General features: G+C 72.8%; 11 protein-coding genes. 5 read left to right on the top strand and 6 right to left on the bottom strand.

Features of this window, described 5'->3' with window-relative positions; genetic code table 11:
- Window positions 1-94: 94 nt before the first annotated feature.
- Window positions 95-1,087, bottom strand: coding sequence for a magnesium and cobalt transport protein CorA (locus tag ACZ56B_RS21120; RefSeq protein WP_468792507.1), 993 nt, complete (start codon window positions 1,085-1,087; stop codon window positions 95-97).
- 62 nt (window positions 1,088-1,149) lie between these two features.
- On the opposite strand from ACZ56B_RS21120, the gene ACZ56B_RS21125 reads away from it, so the two are divergent.
- From ACZ56B_RS21125 to mshC, 4 genes are all read left to right on the top strand, one after another.
- Window positions 1,150-1,836 (top strand): histidine phosphatase family protein, encoded by a 687-nt coding sequence (locus ACZ56B_RS21125; protein ID WP_468792511.1) that lies wholly within the window; start codon window positions 1,150-1,152, stop codon window positions 1,834-1,836.
- A gap of 87 nt (window positions 1,837-1,923) precedes the next feature.
- The gene (locus tag ACZ56B_RS21130; RefSeq protein ID WP_468792514.1) at window positions 1,924-2,514 is read left to right on the top strand and encodes a DUF3090 domain-containing protein; all 591 of its coding nucleotides are present in this window, start codon (window positions 1,924-1,926) and stop codon (window positions 2,512-2,514) included.
- 7 nt (window positions 2,515-2,521) lie between these two features.
- Window positions 2,522-3,322: an SCO1664 family protein gene (locus ACZ56B_RS21135; protein ID WP_468792517.1), complete on the top strand. Its 801-nt coding sequence runs from the start codon at window positions 2,522-2,524 to the stop codon at window positions 3,320-3,322.
- A 104-nt stretch (window positions 3,323-3,426) separates the two neighbouring features.
- Window positions 3,427-4,656, top strand: coding sequence for a cysteine--1-D-myo-inosityl 2-amino-2-deoxy-alpha-D-glucopyranoside ligase (gene mshC / locus ACZ56B_RS21140; protein ID WP_468792521.1), 1,230 nt, complete (start codon window positions 3,427-3,429; stop codon window positions 4,654-4,656).
- A gap of 77 nt (window positions 4,657-4,733) precedes the next feature.
- On the opposite strand, the gene ACZ56B_RS21145 is transcribed toward mshC, so the two are convergent.
- From ACZ56B_RS21145 to ACZ56B_RS21165, 5 genes are all read right to left on the bottom strand, one after another.
- The gene (locus ACZ56B_RS21145) at window positions 4,734-5,720 is read right to left on the bottom strand and encodes a PAC2 family protein (RefSeq protein WP_468792526.1); all 987 of its coding nucleotides are present in this window, start codon (window positions 5,718-5,720) and stop codon (window positions 4,734-4,736) included.
- A 669-nt stretch (window positions 5,721-6,389) separates the two neighbouring features.
- Window positions 6,390-8,006 (bottom strand): glycerol-3-phosphate dehydrogenase/oxidase, encoded by a 1,617-nt coding sequence (locus ACZ56B_RS21150; protein ID WP_468792530.1) that lies wholly within the window; start codon window positions 8,004-8,006, stop codon window positions 6,390-6,392.
- 8 nt (window positions 8,007-8,014) lie between these two features.
- Window positions 8,015-9,553 carry a glycerol kinase GlpK gene (gene glpK / locus ACZ56B_RS21155; RefSeq protein ID WP_468792535.1) on the bottom strand — a complete coding sequence of 513 codons (1,539 nt, stop codon included), beginning with the start codon at window positions 9,551-9,553 and terminating at the stop codon, window positions 8,015-8,017.
- A gap of 80 nt (window positions 9,554-9,633) precedes the next feature.
- A complete protein-coding gene (locus ACZ56B_RS21160; protein ID WP_468792539.1) occupies window positions 9,634-10,428 on the bottom strand; it encodes an MIP/aquaporin family protein in 795 nt (264 codons plus the stop codon).
- A 347-nt stretch (window positions 10,429-10,775) separates the two neighbouring features.
- The gene (locus ACZ56B_RS21165; protein WP_468792544.1) at window positions 10,776-11,540 is read right to left on the bottom strand and encodes an IclR family transcriptional regulator; all 765 of its coding nucleotides are present in this window, start codon (window positions 11,538-11,540) and stop codon (window positions 10,776-10,778) included.
- 296 nt (window positions 11,541-11,836) lie between these two features.
- Here ACZ56B_RS21165 and ACZ56B_RS21170 point away from each other — a divergent pair.
- Window positions 11,837-12,512, top strand: a 676-nt coding sequence (locus ACZ56B_RS21170) for a homocysteine S-methyltransferase family protein (protein ID WP_468792547.1), incomplete at its 3' end; no start/stop codon positions are given.

Raw genomic sequence — 12,512 nt, forward strand, 5'->3', positions numbered from 1 at the left:
TCACCCCCTCCTCCCCCCCCCCCCCCCCCCCCCCCCCTCCCCCCCCCCCCTCCCCCCCCCCCCCCCCCCCCCCCCCCCCCCCCCCCACGGCCGGCTACATCCACCCCCGCCGCTTGAACAACCGGTACAGCAGCACCTCCAGCACGGCCATCACCGCGATCACCGCCGGGTACGACCCCACCCACCGCAGCTCCGGCATGTGGTCGAAGTTCATGCCGTAGATCCCCGCGAGCATCGTGGGGACCGCGGCCATGGCCGCCCACGCGGAGATCTTCCGCATGTCGTCGTTCTGCCGCACGCTCATCTGCGCCAGGTGCGCCGAGAGGATGTCGGAGACCAGCCGGTCCAGCCCCTCCACGGACTCGTTGACGCGGGTGAGGTGGTCCTGCACGTCGCGGAAGAAGGGCTGTGCCTTCTCCTCCACGAAGGGCACGCGCATCCCGAACGTGCCCGCTCCCGCCAGCCGCGCCATCGGCAGCGCCAGCGGTCCGGTCGCGCGGCGGAACTCCAGGATCTGCCGCTTGAAGGCGTAGATCCGGGACGCGGTCCGCGCCCCGCCGCCGTCGGGGGAGAAGACCTCGGCCTCCAGCTCCTCCAGGTCGGTCTGCAGCTCGGTCGCCACGTCCAGGTAGTGGTCGACCGCGGCGTCGGCGATCGCGTACAGCACCGACGTCGGCCCCTTGCCCAGCAGCTCCGGCTCCCGCTCCAGCCTGTCCCGCACGGCCTTCAGCGGCGCGCCCCCGCTGTGCCGGACGGTCACCACGAACGCGTCCCCGAGGAAGACCATGATCTCGCCGGAGGACACGGTGTCGCTGTCCGGCTCGTACTCCACCGGCTTGAGCACCAGGAACAGCGAGTCGTCGTACACCTCCAGCTTGGGCCGCTGGTGCGCCTTGAGGGCGTCCTCGACCGCCAGCGGGTGCAGCGCGAACTCCTGCGAGACCAGCGCGAACTCGTCCTCCGTGGGCTCGTGCAGCCCGATCCAGACGAAACCCCCCGCCGACCGCGCCTCCTCCAGTGCGTCGGAGAAATCCTCGGGTCCCTGGGACCGGTGCCCCTCCCGGTATATGGCACAGTCGACGATCACGGAGCGCCTTCTCCCTTCGTGGAACGGACATCGCACACACCTGTGCGCCTACCCTGGGCCGCATGCCCACATTGCTCCTGGTCCGGCACGGACGCTCCACCGCCAACACCGAGGGACTGCTCGCCGGCCGGACGCCCGGCGTCGCCCTCGACGACCGCGGCGCCGCGCAGGCCGCCGCGCTGCCCGGCCGGCTCGCCGGCCTGCCGCTCGACGAGGTCGTCGTCAGCCCGCTGCAGCGCTGCCGGGAGACCGTCCGGCCGCTGCTCGACGCCCGCCCCGGCCTGACCGCGCACACCGACGAGCGGATCGGGGAGTGCGACTACGGCGACTGGACCGGACGCAAGCTCGCCGAGCTCAAGGACGAGCCCCTGATGGAGGTGGTGCAGGCCCACCCGTCGGCGGCGGCGTTCCCCGGCGGGGAGTCCATGCGCGCGATGCAGACCCGCGCCGCCGAGGCGGTGCGGGAGTGGAACGCGCGCGTGGAGCGCGACCACGGCGCCGACGCCGTGTACCTCATGTGCTCGCACGGGGACATCATCAAGTCCCTCGTCGCGGACGCACTCGGACTTCATCTCGACCTCTTCCAGCGGATCTCCGTGGAACCGTGTTCCATCACCGTGATCCGTTACACCCGCTTGCGGCCCTTTCTCGTCCGCCTCGGCGACACCGGTGACTTCGCGGCCCTGGTCCCGAGGGAGGAACCGCCCGCCGGCGAGGCCACGGTCGGGGGCGACGCGGGCGCACCGTGATCGTCGGCCGCAGTAGGGTGAAGCGGTCGCAGCAGCGCGCCCCCGTTCGAACAGCCCGTTCCCACGACTCTCAATGGAGATCAGGACGTGTCCCGTCAGGTGTTCCTCTACGACCCACCGGAACGTTTCGTGGCCGGTACGGTCGGACTGCCAGGGCGCCGTACGTTCTTCCTCCAGGCCTCCGCCGGCTCCCGGGTGACCAGCGTGGCCCTGGAGAAGACCCAGGTCGCGGCACTCGCCGAGCGCATGGACGAACTGCTCGACGAGGTCGTGCGCCGCAGCGGCGGCAGCGCCGCGGTCCCCGCCGTGGCACCGACCGAGATCACCGACACCGCCCCGCTGGACACCCCCGTGGAGGAGGAGTTCCGCGTCGGCACCATGGCGCTCGCCTGGGACGGCGAGGAGCAGCGCATGATCGTCGAGGCCCAGGCCCTCGTCGAACTGGACGCGGAGTCCGAGGAGGACCTCGCCGAGGCCGAGGAGCGATTGCTCCAGGACGAGGAGAACGGGCCCCCGATGCTCCGCGTCCGGCTCACCGGCGCGCAGGCCCGGGCCTTCGCCAAGCGCGCCCTCGACGTCGTCAACGCGGGGCGGCCGCCGTGCCCGCTGTGCAGCCTCCCGCTCGATCCGGAAGGACACGTATGTCCGCGCCAGAACGGATACCGCCGCGGAGCGTGACGATCACGTGACGATCACCGACCCGGCCCTCGCCACCCTGCTCGCCGAGGGCGAACTGACCGTGCGCGGGCGCATCCGTGAGGCGTCGAACGCGGCGCTGTACTGCACCGTGGCGCACGAGGGCCGCGAGGCCGCCTGCGTCTACAAGCCGGTCGCCGGGGAGCGGCCCCTGTGGGACTTCCCCGACGGCACGCTCGCCGGGCGCGAGGCCGCCGCGTACGAGGTCTCCGAGGCGACCGGCTGGGGCCTGGTGCCGCCCACCGTGCTGCGGGACGGCCCGTACGGCGAGGGCATGTGCCAGCTGTGGATCGAGACGGTGCCGGGCGCGGAGCTGCTCGCCCTGGTGGACGGGGAGGAACCCGGGCCGGGCTGGAGGGCGATCGGCCTCGTGGAGACCGGCGAGGACCGCACCGCGCTGCTCGTGCACGCCGACGACGAACGGCTGCGCCGGCTGGCCGTGCTCGACGCGGTGATCAACAACGCGGACCGCAAGGGCGGGCACCTGCTGCCCGCCGCGGGGAACCGGCTGTACGGCATCGACCACGGGGTCACCTTCAACGTCGAGGACAAGCTGCGCACCCTGCTGTGGGGCTGGGCGGGGGAGCCGCTGACCGAGGAGGCGCTCGACGTCCTCCGGGGCCTCAGGAAGGCCCTCGCCGACGGCGGCCCGCTCGCCGTCCGGCTGGACGGGCTGATCACCCCCGCGGAGATCGACGCCACCCGCGCGCGGGTCGAGGCGCTGCTCACCGCCGGCACCCACCCGGAGCCCGGCGGCCGGTGGCCGGCGATCCCCTGGCCCCCGGTCTGACCGGACCCGCCTGCACACCGGGCGGCGCCGCGCAAGAGGGCCTTCCCGGTCGACCGGCCGGTTCCGGTTCGTGTACGGGACCGTGGTCCGGTTAGGCTCATGACATGCATGCCTGGCCCGCTTCCGAGGTCCCCGCCCTGCCCGGTCAGGGCCGCGACCTGAGGATCCACGACACCGCGACCGGCGGCCCGGTCACCCTCGATCCCGGTCCCGTCGCCCGTATCTACGTCTGCGGCATCACCCCGTACGACGCCACCCACATCGGACACGCGGCGACCTACAACGCGTTCGACCTCGTGCAGCGCGTGTGGCTCGACACCAAGCGGCAGGTGCACTACGTCCAGAACGTCACCGACGTGGACGACCCGCTGCTGGAGCGGGCCGAGCGCGACGGCCTCGACTGGACCGCCCTCGCGGAGAAGGAGACCGCGCTCTTCCGCGAGGACATGACGGCCCTGCGGATGCTGCCGCCGCGGCAGTACGTGGGCGCCGTGGAGGCGATACCCGGGATCGTCCCGCTCGTCGAGCGGCTGCGGGACCTCGGCGCCACCTACGAACTCGACGGCGACGTCTACTTCTCCGTGGAGTCCGACCGGCACTTCGGCCAGGTCTCGCACCTCGACGCCGCCGCCATGCGGCTGCTGTCCGCCGAGCGCGGCGGCGACCCGGACCGTCCGGGCAAGAAGAACCCCGTCGACCCGATGCTCTGGATGGCCGCCCGCGAGGGCGAGCCGAGCTGGGACGGCGGTTCGCTCGGCCGGGGCCGCCCCGGCTGGCACATCGAGTGCGTGGCCATCGCCCTCGAGCACCTCGGCATGGGCTTCGACGTGCAGGGCGGCGGCTCGGACCTGATCTTCCCGCACCACGAGATGGGCGCCTCCCACGCCCAGGTGCTCACCGGCGAGTTCCCCATGGCCAAGGCGTACGTCCACGCGGGCATGGTCGCCCTGGACGGTGAGAAGATGTCCAAGTCCAAGGGCAACCTGGTCTTCGTCTCCCGGCTGCGGCACGACGGCGTCGACCCGGCCGCCATCCGGCTGGCGCTGCTCGCCCACCACTACCGCGCCGACTGGGAGTGGACCGACCGGGTCCTCCAGGACGCCGTGACCCGCCTCGGGCACTGGCGGGCCGCCGTCTCCCGCCCCGACGGCCCGCCCGCCGAGGCCCTGGTGGAGGAGATCCGCGAGGCGCTCGCGAACGACCTGGACGCCCCGGCCGCGCTGGCCGCCGTCGACCGCTGGGTGGTGCTCCAGGAGGAGAGCGGCGGCACGGACCCGGGCGCCCCCGGTGTCGTCTCCCGCGCGGTGGACGCGCTGCTCGGCGTCGCGCTGTAACCGGCCGTGACCACGACGGGGGCGCCCCTCCGAGGAGGGGCGCCCCCGCTTTCGTCGGTCCGGTCCGTCCGGTCTCCTCAGTCCTCCGGCGCGTCCTCGTCGCCCTTGTCCGGCTGCGGCGGCTTCGGCGGCCGGGAACGGCCGCCCGGACCCGGGTTGTCCCGCAGGAACGAGGTGCCGTCGCCGCCGTCGGCCGTGGCGTGGCCGCCGGGCGGACCCGACGCCCCGTCGCGGCGCCGCAGGTAGCGCTCGAACTCGCGGGCGATCGCCTCGCCCGACGCCTCCGGCAGCTCGGCGGTGTCCCGGGCCTCCTCCAGCGTCTGGACGTACTCGGCGACCTCGCTGTCCTCCGCGGCCAGCTGGTCCACGCCCACCTGCCAGGCCCGCGCGTCCTCGGGCAGCTCGCCCAGCGGGATGCGCACGTCGATCAGGTCCTCCAGGCGGTTGAGGAGGGCCAGCGTGGCCTTCGGGTTGGGCGGCTGCGACACGTAGTGCGGGACCGCCGCCCACAGCGACACCGCCGGGACGCCGGCGTGCGTGCACGCCTCCTGGAGGATGCCGACGATGCCCGTGGGGCCCTCGTACTTGGTCTCCTCCAGGCCCATGCGGCGGGCCAGGTCCGGATCGGACGTGGTCCCGCTGACCGGGACCGGGCGGGTGTGCGGGGTGTCGCCGAGCAGGGCGCCCAGGACGACCACCAGTTCCACGCCGAGTTCGTGCGCGAAGCCGAGGAGTTCGTTGCAGAACGAGCGCCACCGCATGGACGGCTCGATGCCGCGGACCAGCACCAGGTCACGCGGCTTCTCCCCGCCGACCCGGACCACCGACAGCCGCGTCGTCGGCCAGGTGACCTTGCGCACCCCGCCGTCCATGAACACCGTGGGCCGGTTCACCTGGAAGTCGTAGTAGTCCTCGGCGTCCAGCGCCGCGAACACCTCGCCCTTCCATTCCCTGTCCAGATGCGCGACCGCGGTGGAGGCGGCGTCGCCGGCATCGTTCCAGCCCTCGAACGCGGCCACCATGACCGGGTCGATCAGCTCGGGCACCCCCTCGAGCTCGATCACCCAGCGCCTCCTTCCGACGTGCCCTCGCGTACGTCCCAACCTTACGGCGTGCCCGGGGGGCGTCCGCAGCCCCCTCGCGGGGGAGTGCCCCATCACTGCCCCGCCGGGCACCGGGCGACACCCCTCCGGTGATCCGGCCCGCCGCGGGCGCGCGGCGCGGGCGCACGGCGTGGGGCGCGGCCGCTGCTCCGCGCCCGCGGCGGGCCGGCACCCGGTCCTCCGGACGACCCGCCCGGGCCCGTCCCCGACGCCGCTCCGCCCCGCCGGCCGGTCCCGGTGGGGGCGGAGCGGCGGGGGTGGATCCGGCCCGTCCGCGGCCCGTGGCCGTGGCACGCGCTCAGCCGCTCACGACGCGCGGACCCGGTCGTAGGCGGCGGGACCCGTGACGAACCGGCCCGCGGCGTCGGGACGGGCCGCCATGGTGCCCGGGGGGAGTACAGGGACCCGACGCGCCGGAGGCCGGCGGTCCGGCTCCTGCCGGCCCGCCGGCCTCCGGCGTGCGTCATGACTTCCCCGGGGGGAGGGATCCGGAGCCCTCGGCGTTCCGGCGCGGACCCGCGTCCCACGCCGGCCGGCCGGAGGGGAGGGATCTCCGTCTCCGGCCGGGGGCCGGCGCCCCCGCCCCCTCCCCGCCCCGGCTCCCGGGCACGGGAGCCGGGACGGCCGCGGTCACTTCCCGTCGAGCAGTGCCTGGACGTCCGCCCGGACCTCGTCCGTGGCCAGGCCCCTGATGGTCAGGGTGGTGCGGCGGCGCAGCACGTCGTCGACGGTCTCGGCCCACTCGTGGTCGCGGGCCCAGACGACCTGCGCCCGGATCTCCGGCGCGTCCGGGTGGACGCGCCGGGCCAGCGCCGGGTCCTCGTTCGCCAGGCGGGCGATGTCGAAGGCCAGCGAGCCGTAGTGGGTGGCCAGGTGCCTGGCGGTGTCCGCGGCCATGCGCGGGCCGGGCGCGGGGGCGTCGACCAGCAGCCGGTGGGCGACCGCGCGGGGGTTGGCGACACCCGGCAGCGGCAGCTTCTTCGGCAGCGAGGAGACCGGCTCGAAGTCGTCGCCCAGCGGGTGGCCCGGCAGGGACTCCAGCTTCTTCATCACCGTGCGGCCGATGTGGCGGAAGGTGGTCCACTTGCCGCCCGCGACGGACAGCATGCCGCCCCGGCCCTCGGTGACGACCGTCTCCCGCTTCGCCTTCGCCGTGTCCCCGGGACCGCCCGGCAGCACCCGCAGGCCCGCGAAGGAGTAGGTGATCAGATCGCGGTCGAGCTGCTGGTCGCGGATGGAGAACGCGGCCTCGTCGAGGATCTGGGATATGTCCCGGTCGTTGACCGCGACGTCCGCCGGGTCGCCCTCGAACTCCTCGTCGGTCGTGCCGAGCAGCAGCATGTCCTCCCAGGGGAGGGCGAAGGTGATCCGGTACTTGTCGATCGGCGTGGCCAGCGCGGCCCGCCACGGGGAGGTCCGCTTCAGGACCAGGTGCGCGCCCTTCGACAGCCGGATGGACGGAGCCGCGCCCGGGTCCTCCATGCGGCGCAGGTGGTCGACCCACGGTCCGGTCGCGTTCAGCACCAGCCGGGCGTTGACGCCGAACTCCTCGCCCGAGAGGCGGTCGCGCAGCTCGGCGCCGGTGACCCGGCCCCGGGTGAAGCGCAGCCCCGTCACCTCGGCGTGGTTGAGGACGACCGCGCCCGCGTCGACGGCCGCGCGGACCGTCATCAGCGCCATGCGCGCGTCGTTCATCTGGTCGTCGCCGTACACGGCCACGGCCTTGAGGTTCTCGGTGCGCAGCTCCGGCACGTCCGCCTGCGCCCTGGCGGGGGAGAGCAGGTGCCCGACGCCGTCGCCGAAGGCCGACAGCATCGAGTACGCGAAGACGCCGGCCCCGAGCTTCGCCGCGCCGTGCGGCCCGCCCTTGTACACGGGGAGGTAGAACGTGAGCGGGTTCGCCAGGTGGGGGGCGACCTGCCGGGAGACCGCACGGCGCTCGAAGTGGTTCTCCGCCACCAGCTTCACCGCGCCGGTCTGCAGGTAGCGCAGGCCTCCGTGGAGGAGCTTGGAGGAGGCGGAGGAGGTGGCGCCGGCGAAGTCGCCGGCGTCCACCAGTGCCACCCTGAGACCGGCCTGCGCGGCGTGCCAGGCGGTGGAGATGCCCAGGATGCCGCCGCCGATCACGAGGAGGTCGTACGACGCCTTGGAAAGCTGCTCCCGGGTCTCGGCGCGGCTCGGGTTGGAGCCGGACGCCGGGTGCGTCCCCAGGGCAGGCACGGACTGCAGGGTGGACTGAGTGGTCATGTCGGGTCTTACTCCTCGTCCTCGAGCCAGCCCATGGTCCGCTCGACGGCCTTGAGCCAGTTCTTGTACTCACGGTCGCGGGTCTCCGCGTCCATGCGGGGGGTCCACTCGGCGGCCCGCCGCCAGTTGGCGCGCAGGTCGTCGGTGCTGTTCCAGAAGCCGACGGCGAGACCGGCGGCGTAGGCGGCGCCGAGGCAGGTGGTCTCGGCGACCATCGGGCGCACCACGGGGGCGTCCAGGAAGTCGGCGAGCGTCTGCATCAGCAGGTTGTTGGAGGTCATGCCGCCGTCGACCTTGAGGGCGGTCAGCTCCACGCCGGAGTCCTTCGTCATGGCGTCCGCGATCTCCCGCGTCTGCCAGGCGGTGGCCTCCAGGACGGCGCGCGCGAGGTGCGCCTTGGTGACGTAGCGGGTCAGGCCGGCGATCACACCGCGGGCGTCGGAGCGCCAGTACGGGGCGAACAGGCCGGAGAAGGCCGGCACGAAGTAGGCGCCGCCGTTGTCCTCGACCGAGAGCGCGAGCGTCTCGATCTCGGCGGCGGTGGAGATCAGACCCATCTGGTCGCGCATCCACTGCACCAGCGCGCCGGTGACGGCGATCGAGCCCTCCAGGGCGTAGACCGGCTTCTGGTCGCCGATCCGGTAGCCGACGGTGGTCAGCAGGCCGCTGTAGGAGTTGATGATCTTCTCACCGGTGTTCATCACCATGAAGGTGCCGGTGCCGTACGTCGACTTGGTCTCGCCCTCGGAGAAGCAGGTCTGGCCGAACAGGGCCGCCTGCTGGTCGCCGAGCGCGGAGGCGACCGGGATGCCGCCGAGCAGGTCGCCCAGCTTGCCGCCCTTGATCTCGCCGTAGACCTCGGCGGAGGAGCGGATCTCGGGGAGCATCTGCCGCGGCACGCCGATGGAGTCGCAGATGCGCTCGTCCCACTCCATGGAGTGGAGGTCCATCAGCAGGGTGCGGGAGGCGTTGGTGACGTCGGTGACGTGCCGGCCGCCGTCGGTGCCGCCGGTCAGGTTCCAGATGACCCAGCTGTCCATGGTGCCGAAGAGGATGTCGCCCGCCTCGGCGCGTTCCTTGAGGCCGTCGACGTTGTCGAGCAGCCAGCGGGCCTTGGGGCCGGCGAAGTAGGAGGCGAGGGGGAGACCGGTCTCGCGGCGGAAGCGGTCCTGGCCGACGTTGCGGGCGAGCTCGCGGCACAGGGCGTCGGTGCGGGTGTCCTGCCAGACGATGGCGTTGTGGACGGGCTCACCGGTGTTCCTGTCCCACAGCACGGTGGTCTCGCGCTGGTTGGTGATGCCGATGGCCTTGATGTCGTCGCGGGTGATGCCGGCCTTCTCGACGGCCCCGGCGACGACCTCCTGGACGTTGGTCCAGATCTCGGTGGCGTCGTGCTCGACCCAGCCCGGCTTGGGGAAGATCTGCTCGTGTTCCTTCTGGTCGACGGCGACGATGCGTCCGTCGCGGTCGAAGACGATGCAGCGGGAGGAGGTGGTGCCCTGGTCGATGGCTGCGATGAAGGGGCCGGCGGTGTGGGCGTCGGTCACGGTCTGCTCCTGGGATTCCTTGGTTGAGGGCTGTGCGTACGGCGCTTCTGCAGGATGCGGGGTTCGGGCGAACCGGTCGCCTAGGCGAAGGCGACGTTGTGGACGCCGGCTGCGAGGGCGCCGCCGATCAGCGGACCGGCCACCGGGATCCAGGCGTAGGCCCAGTCGGAGCCGCCCTTGTTGGGCAGGGGCAGCAGGGCGTGCACGACGCGCGGGCCGAGGTCGCGGGCCGGGTTGATCGCGTAACCGGTCGGGCCGCCCAGCGACAGACCGATGGAGACGACCACGAGTGCCGTGATCAGGCCGCCGAGCACCCCCAGGCCGTTGCCCGCGTCGTTCAGGCCCTGGGTGAGGATGGCGAGCAGCAGGACGAAGGTGCCGATGATCTCCGTCGTGAGGTTCTGCACCGTGTTCCGGATCTCCGGACCGGTGGAGAAGACGCCGAGGACGGGCCCGGCGCCCTTCTCCTGGGCCACGACCGCCTTGGCGGTGGTGGCCTGCGCGCCCGGGCCGCCGACGATCTCCTTGTCGGTCAGGTGTGCCTGGAACTGGCCGTAGTAGGCGAGCCAGACCAGGGCCGCACCGATCATCGCGCCGAGGAACTCCCCGGCGAAGTAGACCGGAACGTTGCCCCAGTCGCCGTCCTTGATGGCGAGCGCCACGGTCACGGCCGGGTTGAGGTGGGCGCCGGAGAGCGGACCGGCGATGTACACCGCCGTCATCACGGCGAAGCCCCACCCGAAGGCGATGGCGAGCCAGCCGGCGTTGCGTGCTTTGGAGGCCTTCAGCGTCACGGCGGCGCACACACCGCCGCCGAGCAGGATGAGTACGGCGGTACCGATGGTCTCGCCGATGAAGATGTCGGAGCTGGACACCCGCGACTCCTTTGTCCTTCGTCCAGGGAGCCGACCCCCGGGTCCCACCGGGGATTGGCGCCCTCAGGGGTGAGAGCGATGCCGGCCCTTGGCGTTGTCACACTCTAACGCGTATTGCCGGTAAGCGTTCGACAATGCCGACCGATGGACGGGAGTCTCGCCGGGCGTCACGCACGCGTCAAGGGTTTGACTGTCGAAAGCGCGATCGTTATTGACCGCCGCGAGTCGTCGACCTCTGGAGATAGCTTGTCACCTGAATGGATGATATGTCTGCTTCAGGGCGCGCCAGCGGCCGGAATGCCGTACGGCATTCCGGTACCCACTCCCGCGACGGGCCCGCGCGGGGCTCAGAACCGCCCGGCGCCCAGGTCCCGCGAGACCGCGCGGGCGCAGTCCCGCACCGCCGCGATCAGCTCGGGACGCAGCTCGCCGTCCCGGCGCAGCCGCTCCACCGCGCCCGTGACGCCCACCGCGCCCACCGGCATGCGCCGCCGGTCGTGGATGGGCGCCGCCACGGAGGCCACGCCCTCCCAGGTCTCCTCGACGTCCGCCGCGTAGCCACGCGCGCGCGTGAGGTCGAGGAGGTGCTCGAAGGCGTCCTTCTCGCACACCGTGCGATCGGTGAACGCCTTGCGCTCGTTGTCCAGGGCCTCGCTGCGCGCCACCGGGTCGTAGGCCGACAGCACCTTGCCCAGGGCCGTGGAGTGCAGCGGCTGCATGGCCCCTATCTCCAGGACCTGCCGGCTGTCGTCGGGCCGGAAGACGTGGTGCACGATCAGCACGCCCTGCTGGTGCAGCACGCCCAGGTAGACGCTCTCGCCGCTGGAACGGGCCAGGTCGTCCGTCCACACCAGGGCGCGCGCCCGCAGCTCGTGCACGTCGAGGTAGGTGGTCCCCAGGCGCAGCAGCTCGGCGCCCAGCTGGTAGCGCCCGGAGGCGTCGTCCTGCTCGACGAACCCCTCGTGCTGGAGGGTGCGCAGTATGCCGTGGGCGGTGCCCTTGGCGAGGCCCAGTGACGAGGCGATGTCCGACAGGCCGAGCCGTCGCTCGCCGCCCGCGAGCAGCCGCAGCATCGCCGCCGCCCGTTCGAGCGACTGGATGTTCCGTGCCATCGCCGTACTGCCTCCGTCCCCTTCGACCGCCGACCCGCGGAGCCGCTGCCGGTGTTCGGCAATGCCGAACACTACCGGTCGATGTCGACCTCCCGCCAACGGTCGGCCGTGCGGTGTCGCGCCGCGCGCGTTCCGCGCCCCGGCTTCCGGCCATCATCGTCCGACTTGTGGACGCCCCGGACATCAGGGCGCGGTCCCGGATACCCTGACGGCGTGCGCCCTGCCGGGAGACTCCACCACGGACCTCCCGGACAGCCGCAAAGCCGACAGCCGTCGCACCTGAGGGAGCCCTTTTCATGGCCTCGTTGCCGCTGACCCCTTCCGCCGACAGCCGGACCCGTGTGTCCGCCCTTCGTGAGGCGCTGGCCACCCGTGTGGTGGTCGCCGACGGGGCGATGGGCACCATGCTCCAGGCCCAGGACCCGAGCCTGGAGGACTTCCAGCAGTTGGAGGGCTGCAACGAGATCCTGAACGTCACCCGCCCGGACATCGTGCGTTCGGTCCACTCCGCGTACTTCGACGTCGGTGTGGACTGCGTGGAGACCAACACCTTCGGCGCCAACCTGACCGCCCTCGGCGAGTACGGCATCGCGGAACGCGTCGCGGAGCTCTCCGAGGCCGGCGCGCGCCTCGCCCGTGAGGTCGCCGACGAGTTCGGCGCCCGGGACGGCCGCCCGCGCTGGGTGCTGGGCTCGATGGGGCCGGGCACCAAGCTCCCCACCCTCGGGCACACCACCTTCGCCGCGATCCGCGACGCCTACCAGCAGAGCGCGGAGGGGCTGCTGGCCGGCGGGGCGGACGCGCTGCTCGTGGAGACCACCCAGGACCTGCTGCAGACCAAGGCCTCGGTCATCGCCGCCCGCCGGGCCATGGAGGTCGCCGGCCACGACGTGCCCCTGATCGTCTCGGTGACGGTCGAGACCACCGGCACGATGCTGCTGGGGTCGGAGATCGGCGCGGCGCTGACCGCGC

The sequence above is a fragment of the Streptomyces sp. NPDC034670 genome, from assembly GCF_055574875.1.